We start from the raw sequence: 24,263 nt of genomic DNA, 5'->3' as shown, positions 1-24,263 counted from the left end.
ATGATTGGAACCACGAACGCGCGCCCTCGGCGCGCGAAGCTGCCGCGCAGCGGCAGCGGTTGGAGGATTCGGGGCGGGCTGGGCCGGTAGGCCCAGCCCTTCGAATCTCACACGCAGGGCGCGAAGGCGCCCTGCTCGCTTCCGCCAGGCAATAAAAAACCGCCCGAAGGCGGTTTCTTTATTTCCTGGCGGAAGCGGTGAGATTCGAACTCACGAACAGTTTAACCCGTCGCTAGTTTTCAAGACTAGTGCCTTCAACCACTCGGCCACGCTTCCAGATGGCAGCATTATACATAAAGGTCACTGGCTTACCAATGGCTAGTACTGTCGTGGCCTTACTCCCCCAACGGCAAGGGCTGGGGCAGGCACCTACACGCCCCAGTTTTCCCGCAGCGCCCGCTCGAACTCTCTCGCAGGCAGCGGGCGCGAGAACAGGTAGCCTTGTACTTCGTCGCAGCCGGAACTCTTCAGGAAGGCCAGCTGCTCGGCCGTCTCCACGCCTTCCGCGATCACCTTGTGGTGCAGCTGCTGGGCGATGCTGATGATGGTGCTGGCGATGGCGCAGTCGCTGGCGTCGGTGGGGATGCCGGTGGTGAACGAACGGTCGATTTTCAGGGTATCGATGGGGAAGCGCTTCAAATAGGACAGGCTCGAATAGCCGGTGCCGAAGTCGTCCAGCGACAGGGCCACGCCCAGAGCCGTGATGCGGTCCATGATGGCGATGACCCTCTCGATGTTGTGCATCAGGGTGCTTTCCGTGATTTCCAGTTCCAGCCAGGCCGCTTCCAGGCCGTAGCGGGCCAGGGTCGCCGCCACCCTGGCGGGCAAGGCTGCCGTGAATTCGCGCGCGGAAACGTTGACGGCCAGGCGGATCGGCGGCAGGCCAGCCAGCTTCCATGCTTGCGCCTGGGCGCAGGCCGCTTCCAAGACCCATTCGCCCACCTGCACCACCAGGCCCGTCGATTCGGCCAGGGGGATGAATTCGGCGGGCGGGATCATGCCGTGCTGCGGGTGATGCCAGCGCACCAGTGCTTCGGCGCCGATGATGCGCCCGCTGCCGAGCGCATACTTCGGCTGGTAGTGCAGCAGCAGTTGCTGCTCCGACAGGGCCTGGCGCAAGCCCGTTTCCAGGCGCATGCGCGCCTGCATGCCCTGGTTCATATCCTGGCTGTAGAAGGCCACGCTTTCCGCTTCGCCACCGCTGTCCTGCTTGGCGCGGTACATGGCGATGTCGGCCAGGCGCAGCAGGGTTTCCGCATCCTGCCCGTCCTGCGGATACACGCTGATGCCGATGCTGGCGCCCACGCGCAGGTCGTGGTCCTCGATCAGGAACGGCTCCACCAGCGAGGCGAGGAGCTTTTGCGCCACCATGCTCGCTTCGAAATGCTGGCCGATGTCGAACAGGCCGACGGCGAACTCGTCGCCGCCCAGGCGGGCCACCAGGTCCTGGTCGCGCAATACCTGGCGGAAACGCAAGGAGACCTGGCGCAGCAGTTCGTCGCCGATGCGCCGGCCCAGGGTGTCGTTGATCAGCTTAAAACGGTTCAGGTCGATGAACAGCACGCAACCGAGCATCTTGCTGCGCTGCGCCACGCTGAGAGCCTGGTCGACCAGTTTGGCCAGCAAGGTACGGTTGGGCAGGCTGGTCAGCGGGTCGTAGTAGGCCAGGTGGTGCAGCCGCTCTTCGGCCAGCTTGCGTTCCGTGATGTCCGTCAGGTAGGCGATGAGTCCGATGGGCTTGTCGTCCAGGTCTTGCAGCGGCGACAAGGACAGGCTGGCCCAGAAGACCTCGCCCGACTTCTTTCGCCGGCGCACCTCCATCAGGCGCCCTCCCTGCTCCAGGAAGGCATCGTGGAAACCCGTGTCTTCGTCGTCGTACAGGAACAGGATGTTGCGCCCCACGGCTTCCACCGAGGTGTAGCCGAACAGGCGTTCGGCGCCCTTGTTCCAGCTGGTGATGTAGCCCGTCAAGTCCATCGTCAGCACGGATTCGTGCAACTGGTCGAGGATTTGCGTCTGCTGCGCCAGCAAGGCTTCGACTTGCGCGTAGGCATGGGTCGAGCGTTGCGCCAGCGAATGCACCTGCAAGACGCCGGCTGTCAACGATGCCAGGCTGGCCAGGTGGCGGCGGTCGGCATCGTTATACAGCGGGCGGCCGGCCACGCTGTAATGGCCGAAGCAATGGCCGTCGAAGCTGACTTCCTGCAACAAGGCGGGCGTATCGCGGGGAAACGGCACGGCTGGCGCAGCGGCGTCCGTACTGGCCGCGGGCAGGAACTGGCCATGCGGGCTGGCCATCACGGTGCTGGCGATACGGCCCAGCTCAGCTACCAGCGCGGAGCCGCGCAAACGCACGACGGCGTCGCACAGGGCGGCGCTGTCAGCGAGGAAATCCGACACCGGAAACAGGGTCATGCTAGAGGTTCCGGCTGACCTGGATGGCCCATTGGTAGGCCTGCAGCAGGCTGCGCCAATAGGTTTCTCCATCGATGCCGGCGCGGCGCAAGCCGTCGGGCGGCGGCGTGGCGCTTTCGACCAGCGCCAGCAAGGTGCCCAGCTCGCCATTACGCTCGAGCAAGGCCGTGCTCACTTCGGGCGCCAGGTTCAGGGTGGCGATGATGTCTTCCATCGGCATGCCCAGCAGGACGTCGAGCAGGGAAAACACGCCTGCCATGAAGGCCAGGTCTTGCGCGTCGCGGTCGCCGCCGCGCAGCTGGCACAGCGCTTCCATCTGCGCCGCGCGCACGGCCGCCAGCGGCAGCAGCGCGTGGATCTTGCCATCGTCTTGCTGGCGCGCATACAGCAGCAGTTGCAGCCAGCGCTGCAGCTGGCGCCGGCCCAGCAGGGTGATGGCCTGGCTGAAGCTGCTAATCGGCGCCGTGAAACCGAAGGCGGCGGAATTGACCAGTTTTAATAGATGATAGCTGAGCGATGGGTCTTGCTTGAGCGGCACTTCCAGCTCGTGCGCGTCGGCATCGCGGGCCAGCAGGCCCAGCAGCGCCAGCACGCGGCGGCGCGACGTGGCGTCTTCCGGCTCGCTTTGCTGGCGCGCATGCTGCAGGGCGTAATCGCCGGCAAACCAGCTCACGCCGAGTTCTTGCAATTCGGCAATCTGCCCCGCGTCGGCGATGTTGTAGGCCAGGTGCGGCCCCGGCAAGGGCAGCAGCTGATGCAGGGCCGGGCGTGCGCCGGCCGCGTCAAAACTCAGCGCGCGCGCGTCGACCTGCGCCACCACCACAGGACTGGCCTCGGCGCCATCGAGCAGGATGCGGTAGCCGGCGTCGCGCCATTGCCGGCATTTTTTCTGCAGCGCTTTGTCGTCGGCAAGATGGGCAGGCAAACGGAAGATGGTGCGTTGCGGCGCCAGTTGCGCCAGCACGGCCTCGTCCACGCCATGCGGGTCGGCCAGGGGAATGATGCAGTCGAGCGGCGCCAGGAAGGCATACGCATCGGCGGCGGCCAGCGCCGCCAGCAGCGACGCCGTCGAGGCCTGCGGTACATGCAGGGTAACAGCGACCCACTCGTTATGAGCATTGGCTACTGCTTGTAATCCCACCAACGGAAACAGGTTTGATTCAGACGCTGACATCGGTATCTCAGTGTGGGTAGGGCGCCATAGTAAATAAACTGACCAGCATTGGCAACCCTGGCCCGACAGGGATGCCATTTCGACAGCGAGATTCATTCTATCCGAATCTCACCCATGAAACAGTTTAATTTTGGCAATAAATATTCAAAAAGAACATTCCCCCGCGAGACCCGCCTGGCATGCGGGTGCCGCCGCGCGCGCCTTCTCAGGCGCTGCCGCCCTGTGCATGCTCGACCGCATATTTGATCAATTCGGCCTGCCCTTCGATGCCGAGCTTGCGCTTGATGTTCAGCCGGTGCGTCTCCACCGTGCGCACGCTCAGGTCCAGCACGCGGGCGATCTGCTTGTTCGACTGGCCCGCCGCGATGTGCTGCAGCACTTGCTGCTCGCGCGTGGTGAGGAAGGAATCGTGGACTTGCGGGCGCGACAGCTGCCGCGCCAGCGCCGCACTGTAATAAATGCCGCCGGACATCACCGTCTCGATGGCAAACACGATATCTTTCCCTGGGGCATCTTTGAGTACATAGCCGCGCGCGCCCGCGGCGATGGCTTGCGACACGTATTCGAGCTTGTCGTGCATGGACAGGATCAGCACGGCAATCTGCGGAAACGCCTGCTTGAACTGCGCCGTCGCCTCGATGCCGTTCGTGCCGCGCATATTAATATCCATCAACACGAGGTCCACCTGGTGTGCGCGCGCCTGGGCCAGCGCTTCGTCGGCGCCGCCCGCCTCGGCCACCACGTCGAAATGCGCCACCGCTTCCAGGCGCGCGCGCAAGCCGTCGCGCACGAGGGGGTGGTCGTCCACCAGCAGGATGTTGATCTTCTCGGTCATGGTTGCGTATCTGTTCTTAGTGGGTGGATGAAAGGGCGAGCCGCGCCAGCACCACGGTGCCGGCCGGGGACGAGGTGATATGCAGGCTGCCGCCGATGGCTTCCATGCGTTCCGTCATGTTGCGCAGGCCGATGCCGCGCTGCGGATGCAGGGCGATGCCGTCAAAGTCGAAGCCGCCGCCGTTATCCTGGATGCGCAATTCCACGGCCTTGCCCGCCTCGCGCAGGCTCACTTCCACGCCGCGGGCGTGGGCATGGCGCTCGCAATTGGTCAGCGCTTCCTGAGCGATACGGAACAGCACGGTATTCACCATGTCGGGCAAGCCCTCGCCCGCCGCCGCCGGACTGGCCGTGAAACTGGCTTGCGCGCTGCTGCTGTCGTTAAATTCATGCACCAGGTGGTCGAGCGCGGCGGCCAGGCCCAGGTCGTCGAGGATGGCCGGGCGCAGGTTGTGCGAAATGCGCCGCACCTCGCCCAGCACCTTGTTCAGCTGCTCGGCGGCCCGCTCGAACGTGGCCGGCGCCTTGTCTTTCTGTTCCGCATTGCCGGCCAGACGCGCGATGCCCGCCTCGATCTGCAGCTTGATCGACACCAGCCACTGGCTGATGCCGTCATGCAAGTCGCGCGACAGCCGCGCCCGCTCTTCTTCCTGCGATTCGACCACGCGCTGCGCCAGCACTTTCAGCTTGGCATCGGCCACGCGCAGTTCGCGCAGGTTCAGCACGAGGCCGCAGGCAGCCACCAGCAGGGAGCCGAGAATGGCGATGGCGGCGATCAACTCCATGGTCGAGCGGATATTGCGCGACTGCTGGGCGTCGACCTTGGCCAGCGCCTGGTCCACGTCGTCCATATAAATACCGGTCCCCATCATCCAGCCCCATTCCGGCATCAGGATCACATAACCGAGCTTGGGCGCGGACTTGTTGGTCGACGGCTTGATCCAGTTGTAGCGCTCGAAACCGCCGCCGCTCTTCGCCCGCTGCATCAGGCGCTGGATGGTCAGATTGCCCTCGGCGTCGCGCAGCTCCCATAGATTCTGCCCCACCAGCTCGGGCTGGCGCGGATGCATCAGCGACTTGCCCTGCAAATCGTAGATGAAGAAATAGCCGTCGTCGCCATAGCTGAGGGCGGACAGGATGCGCTTGGCCTCCTCTTGCGTGGCGTCATCCTTGCGGCCAGAACCATATAACGAGGCGATGGAATGGCTGGCCAGGGTCACGTAATGCTTGAGCTCGGCTTCCTTGCTGGCCAGATACGCTTGCTGGATGGTGGCGCGCTGCTGCTCGGCCAGGGTGATCGCCTGGTGCCGCACGGCAAACGCAATGGCGCACAGGGCGAGGATGAGCGGCGTGAGGGCCAGGAAGATGACTTTCTGTCTGAGTTTCATGGCCTTGCGCGCTCCGGCGGCGTCGATGCTGGTGGGAATGGGTGATTTTACGTCGCGGCGCGGCAATCGGTCTGCGTAGTAATACTGAGCGTTACTGCGTAGTGCTGCGCTTGCGGCAATTATACGATTCCTGAATACTCGCCATAAGCTGCAGATACACCAAAAGTAACATCCAAACTGGCGACGACCAGGCTCGGCAGCACACATCATCGCACGGCACAGCGCCCGTCAATCTCTGGAGGAAGCATGAACCGCATTTTCAAACAACTCGGCTGGGCAGCGCTTGCGCTGGCAGGCGCCGGGTCCCTGGGCGTTGTCGCCCTGCAACGTGGCGAACCGATCAGCGCGATCTGGATCGTCATCGCCGCCGTCTGCGTCTATCTGATCGCCTACCGTTTCTACAGCCTGTTCATCGCCGACAAGGTGCTGGGCCTCGATGCACGCCGCATGACGCCCGCGTTCAAGCACAACGATGGCCTCGACCACGTGCCGACCAACAAATATGTGCTGTTCGGCCACCATTTCGCGGCGATTGCCGGCGCCGGCCCCCTGGTCGGGCCCGTGCTGGCCGCGCAGATGGGCTATCTGCCCGGCATGCTGTGGATTTTGGCGGGCGTCGTGTTTGCGGGCGCCGTGCAGGATTTCATCGTGCTGTTCATTTCCATGCGCCGCGATGGCCGTTCCTTGGGCGACCTGATCAAGGCTGAACTGGGCGAAATTCCCGGCATGATCGCTCTGCTCGGCTGCTTCATGATCATGGTCATCATCCTGGCCGTGCTGGCACTGATCGTCGTCAAGGCGTTGACGGGCTCGCCTTGGGGCAGCTTCACCGTGATGGCGACGATTCCCATCGCCCTGTTCATGGGCGTGTATTCGCGCTTCATCCGCGTGGGCCGCATCGGCGAAATCTCCATCATCGGCTTTGTCTTGCTGATGCTGGCCATCATCGGCGGCCAATACGTGCAGGAACATGCCGTTCTCGGCCCGATGTTCACGTTCACGGGCACGGAACTGACGTGGATGCTGATCGGCTACGGCTTCATCGCTTCCGTCCTGCCCGTGTGGCTGCTGCTGGCGCCGCGCGACTACCTGTCGACTTTCCTGAAAATCGGCACGATTCTGGGCCTGGCCATCGGCATCATCGTCGTCGCGCCTTACCTGAAAATGCCGGCCATGACCAAGTTCATCGACGGCTCCGGCCCCGTCTGGTCGGGCAATCTGTTCCCCTTCCTGTTCATCACGATCGCCTGCGGCGCCGTTTCCGGCTTCCACGCGCTGATTTCCTCGGGCACCACGCCGAAGATGATTGAAAACGAAAGCCACGCCCGCTTCATCGGCTATGGCGCCATGCTGATGGAATCGTTCGTGGCCATCATGGCCCTGGTAGCCGCCTCGACCATCGAGCCGGGCATCTATTTCGCCATGAACAGCCCGGCCGCCCTGATCGGCACCACGGCGGAGTCCGCCGCCCAGGCGATTTCGCAGTGGGGCTTTTATGTGACGCCGGAGATGCTGACGCAAACGGCCAAAGACGTTGGCGAGCACAGCATCATTTCACGCGCGGGTGGCGCACCGACCCTGGCCGTGGGCATGGCGCAGATCCTGTCCGGCGCCATCGGCGGCAAGGCCATGATGGCCTTCTGGTACCACTTCGCCATCCTGTTCGAGGCGCTGTTCATCCTGACGGCCGTCGATGCGGGCACGCGCGCGGGCCGCTTCATGCTGCAAGACTTGCTGGGCAGCTTCGTGCCAGCGCTGAAACAGACGGAAAACGTCATCGCCAACCTGCTGGCCACGGGCCTGTGCGTGGCGGCCTGGGGCTACTTCCTGTACCAGGGCGTGGTCGATCCATTGGGCGGCATCAACACCCTGTGGCCGCTGTTCGGCATCGCCAACCAGATGCTGGCGGCGATTGCACTGATCCTCGGCACTTGCGTGCTGTTCAAGATGAAGCGTGGCCAGTACGCGTGGGTCACCATCACGCCAACCATCTGGCTGCTGCTGTGCACCTTGACGGCGGGCTGGCAAAAGATCTTCGACGCCAACCCGCGCGTCGGTTTCCTCGCGCATGCGAAGAAATATTCGGCGGCCCTCGATGAAGGCACGCTGCTGGCGCCGGCCAAGTCGGTGGCGCAGATGCGCCAGATCATCTTCAACGACTACCTCGACGCCGGCCTGGCCGCCTTCTTCGTGGTGGTCGTCGTCAGCGTGCTGTTCTTCGGCATCCGCACCATCATGAAGGCGCGCGCCGACAGCAAACCGAGCACCAAGGAAACGCCGTTCCAGGCCATGCCCACGGTGCAATGATGATCGATGAAATCATCAAGGCTGGACGGTATCTGGGGCAAAGCATGCGGCTCATGTGCGGCTTGCCCGAGTACGACACCTATGTGGCGCACCGGGAAGTGACCCATCCCGGCGAGCCGATGATGACGTATGAAGAGTTTTTCCGCGAGCGGCAGGAAGCCCGTTACGGCGGGGCGGGAAAACGTGGAGGTTGTTGTTAATAGTATGGTCAGTCCCTTCGGGATCGGCATGTGCCCCATTGGGACACATTCCCCCTCCGGGGTCTGACCCCGGCCTTTCAGGGGTTTAATTGCATCCCCAAAAGCAAATACCGGGGTCAGTTGCGTAGGTCGGATTAGCTCGTAGAGCGTAATCCGACAACATCGTTGGCGCGGCCGGTGGTGGTGTCGGATTACGCGCGGCTTTGCCGCGCTAATCCGACCTACGTGCTGCCCTCCGTTGTTTCATCTCTTATAAGTTCCCCTCCCCTCTCCTCCATTAGACCCACATCAATATCGGGATGTGTCTTCGCGTCTATATTTTTCCAATAGGAATTAAATAACAGTCAACGGGCGACCGGGGAAGCAGCGAATTCATGTTCAATTTCCAACGCTCCAGCATCAGCCAGAAGCTGACCATGATTTCGGTATTGTCGTCGGGCTGCGCGCTGCTGCTGGTGTTCGTGGCGTTTGCGCTGACTTCCGTGCTCAACCACAAGAACGATGAAGGCAAGCAACTGCTGTCGCTGGCGGGCGTGATCGGCGCGGCCAGCGCGGCGCCCATGCTGCTGGGCAAGCCGGCGCAGGCGCAGGCGGAACAGGTGCTGGCGGCACTGTCCGCGCGCGACGAGGTCGCCCAGGCGGCCCTGTTCGACAAGGGCGGGCGCCTGTTTGCCCTGTACCGCGCGCCGCAGCATGCGGACGGCCTGGCGGCGCCGGAAGACATGGACCCGGCCCTGCTGGCCGACATGGCCGTGCAGCCCGTCACGCAAGGCTCGGGCACGACCCTGGCGCCCGCCATGCGCTTGTACCGCCCCGTCTACCGGCCAGGCGAGCCGCAACAGATCATCGGCGCCGTGCTGATCGAGGCGGACCTGAACCACATGTGGCGCGACATCGGCCGCCACGTGGGCGCCATCGGCGGCGCCACCGTGCTGTCCTTCCTGATCGCCGTGTTCCTCGCGCGGCGTTTCAAGAGCGTGATCGCCGAACCGATCACCAAACTGATCGATACGGCGCAAAAAGTATCGAGCAGCCAGACCTACAGCCACCGCATCGCGCACCAGCGCAGCGACGAGCTTGGCGTGCTGATCGACAGTTTCAACGACATGCTGGCGCAGATCGACAGCCGCGACAGCACCCTGGCCAATTACCGCGACCAGCTCGAGCGCCAGGTGGGCGTGCGCACGGCGCAGCTGGAAAAGGCCAAGGATGCGGCCGAGGCGGCCAGCCAGGCGAAGAGCGCGTTTCTTGCCACCATGAGCCATGAAATCCGCACGCCGATGAACGGCGTGCTGGGCATGACGGAATTGCTGCTGGCCAGCCCGTTGAGCCCGCAGCAGCGCCACTACACGAGCATGGTGCAGCGCTCGGGGCAGAATCTGCTGGTGATCATCAACGACATCCTCGACTTTTCCAAGATCGAGGCGGGCAAGCTGAGCGTGGAATACATCCGCTTCAATTTCCGCGAATTGCTCGACGACATAGAACACGTGTTCGCGCCGCAGGCGGAAGCGAAGAATATCAGCCTGGAATTCGACATCGCCTACGACATCCCGATCGCCATCTGCGGCGACCCGAACCGTTTGCGCCAGATCATCGTCAATCTGCTGGGCAACGCCATCAAGTTTACGGAAACGGGCAAGGTCACCGTGAAAGTGACCGTGTGCAGCGAAGACGCGCCCAGCGTGGGCTTGCGCTTCGAGGTACACGACACGGGCATCGGCGTATCAAACGAGGCGCAGACGCGCATCTTCGAATCGTTCTCGCAGGCGGACGGCTCGACCACGCGCAAGCACGGCGGCACGGGCCTGGGGTTGACGATCTCGAAACAGCTGGTGGAACTGATGGGCGGCACTATCGGCGTTGATAATGCTTTAACGCAAGGCTCGATCTTCTGGTTCGAAGTAAATTTCGATAAGCGGCGAGTCGACAGCGACGACCCCTCCTTCAACCTGAAAACCACGCGAGGGTTACGCGCCTTGATCGTCGACCACACACCCGCCACGCGCGCCGTGCTGGAGCGGCAACTGGCCAGCTGGCACATCGTCAGCGACAGCGCCGGCACGGCCAGCGACTGCCTGACCAAGCTGCGCGCGGCGGCCCAGGCGGGCACGCCATATGGCGTGGCGCTGCTCGACATGGAATTGCCGCGCACCAGCGGCCTGGCCCTGGCCGCCACCATCAAGAGCGACCCGCTGCTGGCCGACCTCAAATTACTGCTGCTGAGCACGGAACAGGCGGCGGCCGACCCCGTGCAGCGGCGCGAGGCGGGCGTGGCCTTCCAGCTGATCAAGCCGGCCCGCGAATGCGACCTGTTCGACTGCATCGTCACGCCGCCGCGCGCCAGCGATAGCCTGCGCATCCATCCGCCGCATGCGGCGCGGCAGGTGGGCCGGCGCCAGCGCCGCCGCGTGCTGCTGGCCGAAGATAACCCCGTCAACGTGGAAGTGGCGCTGGCCATGCTCGACAGCCTGGGTCTGGACGTGGTCTGCGCGCGCAACGGCGAAGAAGCCCTGCAGGCGGCGCAGGCCGAGGATTTCGATCTGATCCTGATGGATTGCCAGATGCCCGTGATGGACGGCTTTGCCGCCACGGCGGAAATCCGCCGCCACGAACAGCAGTGCGGCCACGCGCGCGTGCTGCCCATCGTCGCCATCACGGCCAATGCGCTGCAGGGCGACCGCGAAGCGTGCCTGGCGGCCGGCATGGACGATTACCTGAGCAAACCGTTCACGCAGCAGGACCTGGGCCACACGATCGCGCGCTGGATCACCCTGCCGCGCGCCGCCACCGTGCACCACAGCGAAGCGCCGGAGCCGCAGACGCCGCAGACGCCGCAAGAAGCGCCGCAGGAAGCGCCGCCCGGGCCGCCGCCCGAGGTGACGCCGTCATCCGCCGCCACGGCATCGGTCCAGCCGCTGAACCGGCAGGCGCTGGAAAACATCCGCGCCCTGTCGCACGCCGACGGCGATGCGCTGCTGGAACGGGTCATCCAGGCCTTCGTCGGCGAGACGCCGCGCCAGTTGAGCGCCATGCGCGAAGCGATTGCCGGCGCGGACGCAGAAGCGCTGCGCAAGGTGGCGCACAGCCTGAAGTCGGGCAGCGCCAACGTGGGCGCCGACGACCTGGCGCAGCTGTGCAAGGAGATGGAAAAACTGGGCCGCGCCGGCAGCACCGAGGGCGCGGCTCCCCTGCTGCTGCAGATGCAGCAAGCCTTCCTGACCGTACGCGAATCGCTGAACGCCATCCTCGTGAAGGAACACTGACATGACAGCGCCCCTCTCCCCTCCCCGCGGCCTGGTGCTGGTGGCCGACGACGATCCCGTGATGCGCTTGCTGATGCGGCAAATGCTCACGCAAGTGGGCCTGGACGTGATCGAGGCCGAAGATGGCGTGCAGGCGCTGGCCAGCTACAAGCACAGCGGGCCGGACCTCGTCATGCTCGACGTCGACATGCCGGCCATGGACGGCTTTGCCGTGTGCCGCGAAATCCGCCACCAGGAAGTGGGCGGCACGGTGCCCGTCATCATGGTCACGGGCGGCGACGAACTGGAAGCCGTCACGCGCGCCTACGAGGTGGGCGCCACCGATTTCATTTCCAAACCCATCAACTGGCCCATCCTCGGGCACCGCGTGCTGTACGTGCTGCGCGCCAGCGACGCCATCGCCCGCCTGCGCATCGCCGACGCGCACAACCGCGCCGTGCTGGCCGCCATCCCCGATACCTTCTTCCGTCTCAACCGCGAAGGCTTTTATCTCGACTACGAACAGGGCCACGACGCCAGCGCCGGCTTTTCCATCAGCAACTGCGTGGGCAGCCATATCCGCGACGTGCTGCCGCCCGAAATCGCCGCGCGCCTGCTGGACAAGGCGCACGCCGTGCTGGCCACGCAGCACATCGGCTCGGTCGACTACACGCTCACGCACGAGGACAGCACGCGCCACTTCGAGGCGCGCCTGGTGGCGACGGGGGCCGACGAGGTGCTGGGCCTGGTGCGCGACATCAGCGAGCGCAAGCGCACGGAAGAGCAGATCCGCCGCCTCGCCTATTGCGACAGCCTGACGGGCATCCCCAACCGCCAGGCCTTCCTGGAAACCCTGGAACGGGAACTGCTGCGTTCGAAGGAGCACGACAAGAAATTTGCCGTGCTGTTCATGGACCTGGACGCCTTCAAGCGCATCAACGACACCCTGGGCCACGACGTGGGCGACCATTTGCTCAAGGTGGTGTCCGAGCGCCTGCGCGAAACCATCCGCCCCAGCGACCTGGTGCTGCGCGCCGAACACGAGTTCGAGGCGTCCTCCGGCGGCAGCAACCTGGCGCGCCTGGGCGGCGACGAATTCACGATCCTGATACCCGACCTGGAGCGGGTGGAAGACGCGCTGAACGTGGCGCACCGGGTCAAGGAAGCCATGCGCCGGCCCTTCATGATCGAGGGGCACGAGATTTTCGTCACGGCCAGCATCGGCATCTCGCTGTATCCGGAAGATGGCGAGGACTGCAACTCGCTGTTGAAATATGCGGACACGGCCATGTATCACGCGAAGAACTGCGGCAAGAACAACGCCAAGCTGTACAGCTCCTCGCTGACGATGGAAATCATGAGCCACGTCAAGATGGAAGTCGGCTTAAGGAAAGCGTTGCAAAACAACGAACTGTATTTGCTGTACCAGCCGCAGATCGATGTGCCCAGCACGCAGATCGTGGGCGTGGAAGCGCTGGTGCGGTGGCGCCATCCGGAGCGGGGCATCATCTCGCCCACGGAATTCATCCCGCTGGCCGAAGAGACGGGACTGATCGTGCCCATCGGCGAATGGGTGCTGCGCACGGCCTGCAACCAGGCCAAGGCCTGGCAAAGCCATGGCGGGCGCGCCATCCGCATGGCCGTCAACCTGTCGGCCAAACAATTCAAGGATGAAAACCTGATGCAGATCGTGCTCTCGGCCCTGGCCGACACGGGCCTCGATGCGCGCCTGCTGGAACTGGAATTGACGGAAGGAACCCTGATGGACGATGCGCGCGCCACCATGGTGACCCTGGAGCAATTGCGCGGCATCGGCGTGTACCTGTCGATCGACGACTTCGGCACAGGCTATTCGTCGATGAATTATCTGAAGCGCTTCGACGTGCGGGCTTTGAAAATCGACAAGAGTTTTATCGCCGGCTTGCCGCAGGATACGGAAAACGCGGCCATCACGCGCGCCATCATCGCCATGGCGCACGGCTTGAAGATGGTGGTGGTGGCCGAGGGCGTGGAAACGGACGAGCAGCTGCTGATGCTGGAAGAATACGGCTGCGACATGGCCCAGGGATACTTTTTAGGCCACCCGTCGCCGCACGACACGATCACGGCCATGCTGGCCAGGCAGGCGGGCCAACTGGCCAGTCTGGAAACTAGAGCACTTCGAAGGCAAGGATTTGCGTGACTTGCTGCGGATTGAAATTGTCGTCGGAAATCACCACCAGGCTGCGGCGGCCGTTTTCCAGGCGCGGCCCCCAGCTGATGCCTTCGATATTGTCAACCCGGGGCAGGCCGGTCTTTTCCAGGTCCAGCAGCAATCGCTTGCGCGCCGGCACATAAGTCGCGCCCGCCAGGGCCGGGATGGCCTGGATATCGGTGGCGCCATCCGTCTCCATTTCGTAGATGCGCACGTGATTCGTGTACAGGCCGTTCGCGTTGGCCACGCCGGCCCGCTCCACCACCAGCACCTGATGGCCGTTCACGGCGAGGATTTCCGACACGCCATTGTCCGCCTCGCGCCCCGGCGCGGGCCGCGACGCCACGGGCTCAATCGGATACGCATACTGGCCCAGCACCTTGCCCGCGCGGTCCAGGCGCGTGATGCGCACCACGGAGCCGTTGTCGGGCGTGGCCAGCGGGCCGTCCTGGTACAGGGCAGCTTCCATGCCCAGCCACAAGCTCTTGCCATCGCTGGCAAACGACAGCGCTTCAAACGTCATGTTGTTGCGCGAGCCGATTTCTTCCTTCGAGACATTGAACATGGCGGGCGTGGGCAAGGTGGCCAGGAATTTTCCATCGCGGTCCGCATGGCGCACAAACGGATGCAAGCCCACCTTGCGGTTGCCTTCGCTGCCGTACCACAGGCTGCCGTCCTGCGGATCGACGCGCATGGTTTCGATGTCGGGCACCTGGTCGCCCCGGTCCAGTTTTGCATGGGCCAGGTTCGGGTAGCGGCTGCCATCGGGCTGCGTGAAGAAATGCACGCTGTTTAAGGTCACGCCAGAGAACGCCTTGCTGTCGTAATTGAGGCTGGCGCGGTAGAAGCGGGCCGGATTGATTTCCGACCGATCATCGCTTTCCATCACCCAAGTATTGCTCGCCGCATCGTAGTCGATGCCCGACAAGCCGCCCACCGTGGTGCCCCCGAACGCGTACTTAAGCGCGATGCGCTGCTCGCCGATCAGGCGCAGGCCAGCAATCGGCGCGTCGTGGGGGAAGCTGGCGCAGGCGGAGAGGAGGATAATGCTGGATGCCAGGACAAGCGCGGTACGGAAAATTCGATGCATGACAGGTATCAGTGAGTTGCGTAGGTCGGCTTAGCGCGAAGCGCGTAAGCCGACAACATTGTTGGCTTGGCTGGTGGTGTCGGTATAACGTGGTGGTGTTGGTAACGTGGCGCGGTGGTGTCGGATTACGCGGCTACGCCGCTAATCCGACCTACCCGACCTACCCGCCCTATACCACCCCATCGGCCTTCAGTTGCGCGATGGCGGCAGCGTCATAGCCGAGCGACGCCAGCACCTCGTCGTTGTGCTGGCCCAGGGCCGGCCCCAGCCACTGCGTCTTGCCCGGCGTGGCCGACAGTTTCGGGCTGATGGCGGGCAATTTGACGGGCGTGCCGTCGGCGAAATGGTGCTGTTCGAACATGTCGCGGGCGAGAAATTGCGGATCGCTCATCATGTCGCGCACCGAGTAAATCTTCCCGGCCGGTACGTCGGCGGCCTTCAGCACGGCCAGCGCGCTGGCTATCGTGTGCGTGGCGCACCAGGCGCCGATGGCGTCGTCGATTTCCTGCGTGCGCGCCACCCGGCCGTCGTTGCGCGCCAGCTGCGGGTCGCCCGCCATGTCGATGCGGCCCATGGCCAGCATCAAGCGTTTGAAGATGGCGTCGCCATTACCCGCAATCACGATGTTTTCGCCGTCGCCCGTCGTGTAGGTATTCGAGGGCACGATGCCGGGCAGCGAGCCGCCCGTGCGCTCGCGCACCACGCCCGCCTGGTCGTATTCGGGCACCAGCGACTCCATCAGGTTGAACACGGATTCGTACAGGGCCACGTCGACCATCTGCCCTTCCCCGCCGTTTCGTCCGCCCGTCACGTCGCGGTGGCGCAAGGCCATCATGGCGCCGATCACGCCGTGCAGGGCCGCCACCGAGTCGCCGATCGACACGCCGACCCGTACGGGCGGACGGTCGGCAAAGCCGGACACATAGCGCAAGCCGCCCATCGATTCGCCGATGGCGCCGAAACCGGGCAAATCCTTCATCGGTCCCGTCTGGCCAAAGCCGGACAGGCGCACCATGATGAGCGAAGGCTTGTCTTTCTTCAGTTGTTCGTATCCCAGGTCCCACTTTTCCAGCACGCCGGGACGATAGTTCTCGATGATGATGTCCGCTTCCAGGGCCAGCTGGCGCACGATGGTCCGGCCCTCGGGCGACTTCAGGTTCAGCGTTAAACTTTTCTTGTTGCGCGCCTGCACCGACCACCACAAGGAGGTGCCGTCCTTCAGCACTCTCCAGGTACGGATGGGGTCGCCGCCATCGGGCGACTCGATCTTGATCACGTCGGCGCCGAATTCGGCCAGCATGCGGGCGCAGAACGGCCCCGCGATCAGGGTGCCCAGTTCCAGCACTTTAATGCCTTGCAATGGACCAGTGGTCGCGGAGGATTCTGTCATGTTGTGCTCAGGTTGCCCTGCGGTCGAGCATCGCGCGGGCAATCGTGCCCGCGTCGACGTATTCCAGTTCGCCACCCACGGGCACGCCGCGGGCCAGGCGGCTCACGCGCAAGCCCCGCGCCTTCAGCATTTCGCTGATGTAATGGGCCGTCGCTTCGCCTTCATTCGTGAAATTGGTGGCCAGCACCACTTCACTCACCACGCCATCGTTGGCGCGGTTCAGCAATTTTTCGAGGTGGATATCTTTCGGGCCGATACCGTCCAGCGGAGAGAGCCGTCCCATGAGGACGAAATACAGGCCCTTGTAGGTGAGCGTCTGCTCGATCATCAGCTGGTCGGCGGGCGTTTCCACCACGCACAGCAAGCGCTTGTCGCGCTCGTCGTCGAGACAGGTCTCGCACACTTCATGTTCGGTAAAGGTGTTGCACAGGCCGCAGTGATGCACGGCATCGACGGCCTGGAACAAGGCGCGCGACAGCATGGCCGCGCCTTCCCTGTCGTGCTGCAACAAATGAAACGCCATCCGCTGCGCCGACTTGGGGCCGACGCCGGGCAGGCGCCGCAGCGCCTCGGTCAAAAATTCAAGCGACTTGGACATGGATCAACCCTGCCCCGTGCCATCGATCGGGCGCATGCGGCTGTGCATCAGAATGGCATTTTGAAGCCGGCTGGCAAGTTCATGCCGCCGGTCAAGCCTGCCATTTTTTCCGCGGACGTCGCTTCCGCCTTGCGCACGGCGTCGTTGAAGGCGGCAGCCACCAGGTCTTCCAGCATGTCCTTGTCGTCGGCCAGCAAGGACGGGTCGATGGAGACGCGCTTGACGTCGTTCTTGCACGTCATGACGATTTTTACGAGGCCGGCGCCGGACTGGCCTTCCACTTCCACCAGCGCCAGTTGTTCCTGGGCCTTTTTCATGTTGTCTTGCATTGCTTGCGCCTGCTTCATCAGGCCAGCCAGTTGATTTTTCATCATAAGAATGCTCCGTTAATTCAGTTTGTGAGTGTGTTAATCATCAATGCAGGGTCGGCGCGGCGGAGCCGGCCGGTGCAGGGGTAATCGTTCCCGGCACGACAAAAGCGTCGAATGCACGCTTCATGTCGAGCACGAAGGGATCGCTGGCGATGGTTGCTTCCGCGGCAAGCTGGCACGCCTCGCGGTGGGCCTGCGCCTCCGCGCTGGCCGTGTACCAGACGGCGCCCAGTTCCGTGTCGACATTGACCTTGCGGCCGAAGCGTTCGCTCAGCGCGGCCGCCAGTTTTTCCACGTTGGCCGGGCTGCGCCACGTGTCGATCGGCACGCGCAGGCGGAACGTGGTGCTGTGGCCGTCGTGCAGGCATTCAATCAGCTCGGCCTGCACGGCCAGCTGCTGGGCCACGCCGCGCAAGGGCAGCACGGCGGCCACGGCCGGCCAGTTGCCGTCCCAGTCCAGGCCGGGAACGGGCGTGATCACATACGGCCCGCTGGGCGCTGCTTGCTTGGCGGCACGCTGCGGCATGACGACGGCGGGCTGCTCGCTGCCCTGCGCGGCGGGCGCCGACACGGCGGCAGAGGCGCTGTCGTCGGAAAATTCGGTAACCCACGGCGGCAAGTCGTCATCTGCTTGCTGCTGTGGCGGCGGGGCGGCGGGACGTGCCTGCTGCACAGGCGCAAGCGCGGGCGCTTCCATCACGGCCACGGGCGGCGCATCGTCCCACGGCGCCGGCGCTTGCGCGGCGGCCGGCGGCGGTGCTGCCTGGACGGGTGCTGCCGGGGCTGGCGTAGCGACTACGGCGGCCGGTGCCGGAGCGGCCGGCTTGGGCGCCGACGATGGCGCCGACGGTGCGCTGCCCGGACGGCCTTTCGAGGCGGCGCGGGCCGCTTCCAGCGCCGCATTGATGGCGGCGCGGGCGGAACTGATCGGGGCGCCCGATGCTGCCGGGGCAGCCGCGGCTGCGGGAACAGGGGCGGCGGGCGGCGGCGCCGCTGGTGCGGGTGCCGGGGCTGCTGCAGGTGCGGGTGCCGGTGCGCGTGGCGGCGGCGCTTCGCTGCGGGCCATGCTGGCGGCAGCAGCTGCGACAACGGCGGGCGGTGTCACGGCGGCATGGCTGGCCACGCTGTTCGTGGCGGCGCGGGCGGCCGGTGCGGATGCGCCAGCGGCGGCGCGCGCGGCGGCCATGGCGGCAGGACGGTTGCCAGGAGCCGACGCAGGTGCGGCAGCCGGCACGCCTTCGGCGCCGCCTATGCCGGGCCGAAAGGCAAGCATGCGCAGCAAGGTCATGGTAAAGCCCGCGTATTCATCGGGCGCCAGGCCCAGTTCATTGCGGCCATGCACGGCGATCTGGTAAAACAGCTGCACTTCTTCCGCGTCAAACGCGGCGGCCAGACGCACGATGTCCGCGTATTCGGGCAAATCCTGCGGCAAGGCGGCGGGCACGGTTTGCGCCAGCGCAATGCGGTGCAGCAAGGTGCCAAGATCCTGCAGGGCGCCGTTATACGACAGGCTGCGCGAGGCCATCTCGTCGGCCACGGCCAGCAAGTCGGCGCCATCCTGCTGCGCCAGCGCGTCGAGCAGGCGCACCAGGTAGGACTGGTCGAGCGCGCCCAGCATGCCTTGCACGGCATCGAGCGTGACTTCGCCGGCCGCATACGCGATGGCCTGGTCCGTCAGGGACAGCGCATCGCGCATGGAACCGTGGGCGCCCTGGGCCAGCAGGCGCAAGGCCGGCTGTTCGAAGGCGATGCCTTCCTGCCCCAGGATATTGTCCAGGTGGCTGATGATGTGGCCGGGCGGCATCTGCTTGAGGTTGAACTGCAGGCAGCGCGACAGCACGGTCACGGGAATCTTTTGCGGGTCCGTCGTGGCCAGGATGAACTTGACGTGCTCGGGCGGCTCTTCCAGCGTCTTCAGCATGGAATTGAACGCGTGATTCGTCAGCATGTGCACCTCATCGATCATATAGACCTTGAAGCGCGCATTGCTGGGCGCGTAGACGGCCTGCTCCAGCAGCTGCGCCATTTCATCGACGCCGCGGTTCGATGCCGCATCCATCTCTATATAGTCGACAAAGCGTCCCGCGTCGATTGCCGTGCACGCTTCGCACACGCCGCAAGGCTGGGCCGTGATGCCGCCCGTGCCGTCGGGGCCGATGCAATTGAGCGATTTGGCCAGGATGCGCGACAGGGTCGTCTTGCCGACGCCGCGCGTGCCCGTGAACAGGTAGGCGTGATGCAAGCGGCCGCTGTGCAAGGCATGCGTGAGCGCGCGCACGACGTGCTCCTGGCCGACGAGCGTCTCGAAATTCTTGGGGCGGTATTTACGGGCGAGGACTTGATAGGACATGCTGAGATTTTACCATGCGATTTTGCGGGTGATCCTGCGCGGCGGGCGCAAGCCTCATGGCCGGGCCAGGCAAACCTGGCAAACGCGGCAAAGCAGCAATTGTATAACATGGCCAGCTGGAAATATGGAAAACACGGCAAGCCCGGCAATGCTGCGGCGTCGCAGGAAAATGGGGCCGTAAAAGCAAAAAAGCTGCCCATGGCAGCTTGATTGTTGATCCTGATAAAACATTCCCGAAGGAGGCGAGCCTGATCTGCGGCACTCATGGTTAATAGCCGTGGCTGCTTCGTTCCCGACCTGACCAGGTTAGCCATGCCACGATGCGCAGGGGCCCGCCGGGAACAATTATAACCGACCTGCGCCAGATTGGGAAATTGCCGTCTCAATGCTGTGTGCGTCGGCGTAGGTCGGCGTAGGTCGGCTTAGGCCGCAGGCCGTAAGCCGACACTGCTAAGTACGCGGCCGGCACTGCCGAGCCGCAACGTCGGGTTACGCGCCAGCGCTAACCCGACCTACGCAGCAACTACAGCCCCAGCTCTTGCCAGATGCCATCCACCCTGGCCTTCACTTCCGGCGTCATGGCGATCGTCGTGCCCCACTCGCGCGTCGTTTCGCCCGGCCATTTATTTGTCGCATCGATGCCCATCTTGCTGCCCAGGCCACTGACGGGCGAGGCGAAGTCCAGGTAATCGATGGGCGTATTGTCGACCAGGGTGGTGTCGCGAATCGGGTCGACGCGCGTGGTGATGGCCCAGATGACTTCTTTCCAGTCGCGGATATTCACGTCTTCGTCGACGACGACGATGAACTTGGTATACATGAACTGGCGCAAAAAGCTCCATACACCGAACATCACGCGCTTGGCGTGGCCCGCGTACTGTTTCTTGATCTGCACCACGGCCATGCGGTAGCTGCAGCCTTCGGGCGGCAGATAGAAATCCGTGATTTCGCTGAACTGCTTTTGCAGCAGCGGCACGAACACTTCGTTCAGGGCCAGGCCCAGCACGGCCGGCTCGTCCGGCGGTTTGCCTGTATACGTGGAGTGGTAGATCGGGTCGCGGCGCATCGTGATGCGGTCGATGGTAAACACGGGGAAACTGTCCTGCTCATTATAGTAGCCCGTATGGTCGCCATATGGCCCTTCCAGCGCGTGCTCGTAGCCGCTCGGATGGTTTTCGTCCGGGTAGATATGGCCTTCGAGCACAATTTCGGCCGAGGCGGGCACGCGCAGCTCGCTGCCGATGGCTTTCACCAGCTCCGTGCGGCTGCCGCGCAGCAAGCCGGCGAACTGGTATTCGGACAGGCTGTCCGGCACCGGCGTGACGGCCCCTAATATAGTAGCGGGATCGGCACCGAGGGCGACGGCGATCGGATACGGCTTGCCCTTGCTCTGGATCGCATGCTCGCGGAAGTCCAGCGCCCCGCCCCGGTGCGCCAGCCAGCGCATGATGACCTTGTTGCGTCCCAGCACTTGCTGGCGGTAGATGCCCAGGTTTTGCCGCTTCTTGTTCGGCCCCTTGGTGATCACCAGGCCCCAGGTGATCAGGGGAGCGACGTCGCCGGGCCAGCAATGCTGGATCGGCAGGCGCGCCAGGTCGACGTCATTGCCCTCCCAGACGATTTCCTGGCATTTGGCGCCGCGCAACTCTTTCGGCGACATATCCCACACGGATTTCACCAATGAACCCAGGCCCAGCAGATCCTTGAAATCCTTCGGCGGCTCCGGTTCCTTCAGGCGCGCCAGCACATGGCCGATCTTGCGCAATTCGCTGACGTCTTCCGCGCCCATGCCCAGCGCCACGCGGCGCGTGGTGCCGAACAGATTGCCCAGCACCGGCATGTCGTATCCCGTCGGATTGTTGAACAGCAAGGCCGGTCCGCCCGCGCGCAGGGTGCGGTCGCACACTTCCGTCATCTCTAAAATCGGTGAAATGGGGGTCGAAATGGGCTTAAGTTCACCCATTTGTTGCAGTTGAGAAATAAAATCTCGTAAATCTGAATATTTCATGTGTTTTTAATTTTTTTTGACGTCGGACGCCGTTGCTGAAGGATCTATGCCAAGTAATTGATTTTATTGGCTTTTGGCACAATGCAAGTCAAAAAGTAAGACATAAAAGTAATAAAGAAACGATTCGTTAGTATTGACTTGATATAAAACGGCTTCTACAATTCGCCCAACTTGAAAGAGCACGCCGGCCCAGAGCTTGATTTTAGCGTTTCTCTTTCATTCACGGAGTCGGGGCTCCACATGACATTTTAAGGAGTGTTTTCAAAAGGCGTCTGCCTTACCCCCGGTAAAAGTTGTATTGCGACTGATCCAATACCAGCATGGGACCGATCAGCTCAAGCAAGCAATGACGGCGTTTCTCGCACGCATCCATACGCGGCGGAAACGATGATATTTCTGATGCACGGCATTGGCAGTACCCACAACACCGCGACACCGCGGAGGGACTGCCTGTTGACGCGACATTTCGGGGAACTCTATGACTCATCGTAGCACTGAAGCAGCATTGCCTGCTTCAACCGTGGCTGGCCAGCCAGCGTTGGCGCGTTTGCGCGCCCGCGCACAAGCCATTTCGGCACGTGGTGTTTTGACCACCGCGCAACACACACTGACAGTCTTCGGCATTTCCGCCCTGGCACTGATCGCCCTGCTGATGTTCCGCCCGGACCTGGGCAAGCAACTGACGCACAGCCTGTTCCCGCTGCCGATGGCAGAGGCGCAAGCCGTTGAAGCGCCGGCCCTGTCGGCCCTGATGGAAGCGCCGGCATCCGTGCAAACGGCCGCCGCCAGCGAAGCACCTTTGACCAAGGAAGAAAAAGCCTTGCTGGGCACGCAAAAGCAGCAGCAATGGGTCACCAACTGGCTCTCCAAGCGCTACCGCGTGGCCAACGATGCGACCAATATGCTCGTCTCGACGGCATACCTGACGGCCCGCGAAATCAAGCTGGACCCGCTGCTGATCCTGGCCGTGATGGCCATCGAATCGGGCTTGAACCCGTTTGCGGAAAGCCCCGTCGGCGCGCAAGGCTTGATGCAAGTCATGTCGAAAGTGCACCATGAGCGCTTCCAGGAAATGGGCGGCGTGCAGGCAGCGCTGAATCCCGTCGCCAACATCCGCGTCGGCTCCCTGATCCTGAAAGACTACGTCACGCGTGGCGGTTCCGTCGAAGCGGGCTTGAAAACCTATGTAGGCGCCGCCAACTTCGCCACCGACTCGGGCTACGGCTCGCGCGTGCTGGCCGAATACCGCCGCCTGAAACAAGTATCGGCCGGCCAGCGCGTGCCGACCACGACGCCAGTGATGGCATCGAACACGCCGGCGCCAGCCAAGGCGCCTGCGCCGGAAAGCGGTATCACCATCAAAGTGCTGCCGCACAACGAGATCGCCGGCCTGTGACCCTTTAAAAGCCCTCACAGCGGCATCCGAAAAGCAGCATCCAGTAAAAAAGCCACCGCACGCAAGTGCTGGTGGCTTTTTTATTGCCCTGCGGCAGCAGCCGCAGGATCTCCTGCTCTATTACTTGCGCTTGTTGGCGTTGACTTCTTCCTCGCGGAATTTCACTGCCAGCTTGTCCAGCACGCCGTTCACATATTTGTGACCGTCGATGCCGCCAAACGACTTGGCCAGCTCGACCGCTTCGTTGATGACGACGCGGTACGGAATTTCCATGTTGTTCTTCAGCTCGAACGCGCCGATCAGCAGGATGCCGTGTTCGATGGGCGACAGTTCCGCGATATTGCGGTCGATCAAGGGTGCCATGCTGTCGCGCAGCGCCAGCGAATCCTTGATGGCGCCGTACAGCAGCACCGTGAAATGATCGCCATCGGCCTTGTCGAAGCCGTGGGCCGCGCGAATATTGTTCACGACGGTGGTCGCATCTTCATTGTTCAGCAGCCACTGGTACAAGCCCTGCAGCGCAAACTCGCGCGCGCGGTGACGCGGCGTGCGGTTCTTGCTGGGGTTGGCGAGCAAATTTTTCTCAGTCATGATTGTTACCTGTTCTTAAATACGTGTTCACTACAAATTCCGGCGAGACAGCACGGCGCGCTTTTCAACGCGCCGCAGCCAACCGCGTGTCAGAACGTTCGAGAAAATGCTCAGAGCAAGGCGCGAGCCCGAAGACAGTACGAATGTACGGCGAGGGCTTGCAACGCAGCTATGGGCGTTTTATCGGACGTTCACTACACGGCTAGTCCTCCTCGGATTCTTGCAACTCTTCTAGCGCTTGCGCTAAATTAGCCATTTCCACTGCCACGCGTGCCGCTTCGGCTCCCTTGACCAGCATGCGCACTTCCGCCTGCTCGTCGTTTTCGGTCGTCAACACTGCGTTGGCGATGGGGATGCCGTAATCGAGACCGACGCGCGTGATGCCTGCGCCCGATTCATTCGATACCAGCTCGAAGTGGTAGGTTTCACCGCGAATCACGGCGCCCAGTGCGATCAGGGCGTCGAATTGCTCGGTTTCTGCCATTTTTTGCAGAATCAGCGGGATTTCCAGGGCGCCCGGCACGGTCACGTGCAGGATATCTTCATCGGCCACGCCCAGCTTGCTCAACTCTTCCAGGCATGCCGACAGCAAGCCACCGCCGACGATTTCATTGAATCGTGCCTGGACGATACCGACGCGCAAACCTTCGCCGGCAAAATTGGTTTCATAGGTTCCTACGGTCATCATATGCCTCTTTAATCTGGTGGTTCA

At 63.3% G+C, this 24,263-nt stretch carries 17 protein-coding genes, 1 tRNA gene and 1 other RNA gene; 5 read left to right on the top strand and 14 right to left on the bottom strand.

Going from position 1 to position 24,263, the window contains the following annotated elements:
• Positions 1-186 precede the first annotated feature (186 nt).
• From AC1Q6X_RS15080 to AC1Q6X_RS15060, 5 genes are all read right to left on the bottom strand, one after another.
• Positions 187-276: transfer RNA gene (locus AC1Q6X_RS15080), tRNA-Ser, on the bottom strand.
• A 93-nt stretch (positions 277-369) separates the two neighbouring features.
• On the bottom strand, positions 370-2,415 hold the full coding sequence (locus tag AC1Q6X_RS15075) for a putative bifunctional diguanylate cyclase/phosphodiesterase (protein WP_070224855.1): 2,046 nt from the start codon (positions 2,413-2,415) through the stop codon (positions 370-372).
• Between the two features lies 1 nt (position 2,416).
• The gene (locus AC1Q6X_RS15070) at positions 2,417-3,589 is read right to left on the bottom strand and encodes an EAL and HDOD domain-containing protein (RefSeq protein ID WP_492497704.1); all 1,173 of its coding nucleotides are present in this window, start codon (positions 3,587-3,589) and stop codon (positions 2,417-2,419) included.
• 205 nt (positions 3,590-3,794) lie between these two features.
• Positions 3,795-4,424 (bottom strand): response regulator transcription factor, encoded by a 630-nt coding sequence (locus AC1Q6X_RS15065; protein ID WP_409026879.1) that lies wholly within the window; start codon positions 4,422-4,424, stop codon positions 3,795-3,797.
• A 16-nt stretch (positions 4,425-4,440) separates the two neighbouring features.
• The gene (locus AC1Q6X_RS15060; RefSeq protein WP_070313010.1) at positions 4,441-5,811 is read right to left on the bottom strand and encodes a cache domain-containing protein; all 1,371 of its coding nucleotides are present in this window, start codon (positions 5,809-5,811) and stop codon (positions 4,441-4,443) included.
• A gap of 246 nt (positions 5,812-6,057) precedes the next feature.
• Here AC1Q6X_RS15060 and AC1Q6X_RS15055 point away from each other — a divergent pair, with 246 nt between their 5' ends.
• The 4 genes from AC1Q6X_RS15055 (at position 6,058) to AC1Q6X_RS15040 (ending at position 13,745) form a co-directional block, all read left to right on the top strand.
• Positions 6,058-8,118, top strand: coding sequence for a carbon starvation CstA family protein (locus AC1Q6X_RS15055; RefSeq protein ID WP_070291392.1), 2,061 nt, complete (start codon positions 6,058-6,060; stop codon positions 8,116-8,118).
• Positions 8,118-8,318 carry a YbdD/YjiX family protein gene (locus tag AC1Q6X_RS15050; protein WP_010396213.1) on the top strand — a complete coding sequence of 67 codons (201 nt, stop codon included), beginning with the start codon at positions 8,118-8,120 and terminating at the stop codon, positions 8,316-8,318. Before AC1Q6X_RS15055 ends, AC1Q6X_RS15050 begins: the two co-directional genes overlap by 1 nt.
• A 374-nt stretch (positions 8,319-8,692) precedes the next feature.
• Positions 8,693-11,584, top strand: coding sequence for a hybrid sensor histidine kinase/response regulator (locus AC1Q6X_RS15045; protein WP_492497703.1), 2,892 nt, complete (start codon positions 8,693-8,695; stop codon positions 11,582-11,584).
• A 1-nt stretch (position 11,585) separates the two neighbouring features.
• Positions 11,586-13,745, top strand: a complete 2,160-nt coding sequence (locus AC1Q6X_RS15040; RefSeq protein ID WP_409026881.1) for a putative bifunctional diguanylate cyclase/phosphodiesterase — start codon at positions 11,586-11,588, stop codon at positions 13,743-13,745.
• Here the strand turns inward: AC1Q6X_RS15040 and AC1Q6X_RS15035 are convergent.
• The 7 genes from AC1Q6X_RS15035 to ubiD all read right to left on the bottom strand — a co-directional run bounded on the left by AC1Q6X_RS15035 (position 13,714) and on the right by ubiD (position 21,564).
• A complete protein-coding gene (locus AC1Q6X_RS15035) occupies positions 13,714-14,847 on the bottom strand; it encodes an esterase-like activity of phytase family protein (protein ID WP_492497702.1) in 1,134 nt (377 codons plus the stop codon). The two genes, AC1Q6X_RS15040 and AC1Q6X_RS15035, sit on opposite strands and share 32 nt — an antisense overlap.
• Before the next feature lie 169 nt (positions 14,848-15,016).
• Entirely contained in the window at positions 15,017-16,237 is a 1,221-nt protein-coding gene (locus AC1Q6X_RS15030; protein WP_492497701.1) for a CaiB/BaiF CoA transferase family protein, read from the bottom strand.
• A gap of 7 nt (positions 16,238-16,244) precedes the next feature.
• On the bottom strand, positions 16,245-16,835 hold the full coding sequence (gene recR / locus AC1Q6X_RS15025; RefSeq protein WP_121668835.1) for a recombination mediator RecR: 591 nt from the start codon (positions 16,833-16,835) through the stop codon (positions 16,245-16,247).
• Between the two features lie 47 nt (positions 16,836-16,882).
• Positions 16,883-17,209, bottom strand: a complete 327-nt coding sequence (locus tag AC1Q6X_RS15020) for a YbaB/EbfC family nucleoid-associated protein (protein ID WP_034759121.1) — start codon at positions 17,207-17,209, stop codon at positions 16,883-16,885.
• 40 nt (positions 17,210-17,249) lie between these two features.
• Positions 17,250-19,556, bottom strand: a complete 2,307-nt coding sequence (gene dnaX, locus AC1Q6X_RS15015) for a DNA polymerase III subunit gamma/tau (RefSeq protein ID WP_492497700.1) — start codon at positions 19,554-19,556, stop codon at positions 17,250-17,252.
• 238 nt (positions 19,557-19,794) lie between these two features.
• Positions 19,795-19,893: signal recognition particle sRNA small type (gene ffs / locus AC1Q6X_RS15010), an RNA gene on the bottom strand.
• Between the two features lie 186 nt (positions 19,894-20,079).
• The gene (ubiD, locus tag AC1Q6X_RS15005; protein ID WP_071654453.1) at positions 20,080-21,564 is read right to left on the bottom strand and encodes a 4-hydroxy-3-polyprenylbenzoate decarboxylase; all 1,485 of its coding nucleotides are present in this window, start codon (positions 21,562-21,564) and stop codon (positions 20,080-20,082) included.
• Positions 21,565-22,042: 478 nt separating this feature from the next.
• Between ubiD and AC1Q6X_RS15000 the strand changes: the two genes are divergently transcribed.
• Positions 22,043-22,960, top strand: coding sequence for a transglycosylase SLT domain-containing protein (locus AC1Q6X_RS15000; protein WP_492497699.1), 918 nt, complete (start codon positions 22,043-22,045; stop codon positions 22,958-22,960).
• A gap of 120 nt (positions 22,961-23,080) precedes the next feature.
• Here AC1Q6X_RS15000 and nusB read toward each other — a convergent pair whose 3' ends face one another.
• Both nusB and ribH read right to left on the bottom strand, forming a co-directional pair.
• Entirely contained in the window at positions 23,081-23,551 is a 471-nt protein-coding gene (gene nusB / locus AC1Q6X_RS14995; RefSeq protein WP_070219581.1) for a transcription antitermination factor NusB, read from the bottom strand.
• Between the two features lie 202 nt (positions 23,552-23,753).
• A complete protein-coding gene (gene ribH, locus AC1Q6X_RS14990; protein ID WP_070219579.1) occupies positions 23,754-24,236 on the bottom strand; it encodes a 6,7-dimethyl-8-ribityllumazine synthase in 483 nt (160 codons plus the stop codon).
• Positions 24,237-24,263 lie beyond the last annotated feature (27 nt).

This window comes from Janthinobacterium sp. GW823-FHT06H09 (assembly GCF_058794735.1).
The sequence above is the reverse complement of the archived record's forward strand: the minus strand, read 5'-3'. Positions and strand labels throughout refer to the sequence as shown.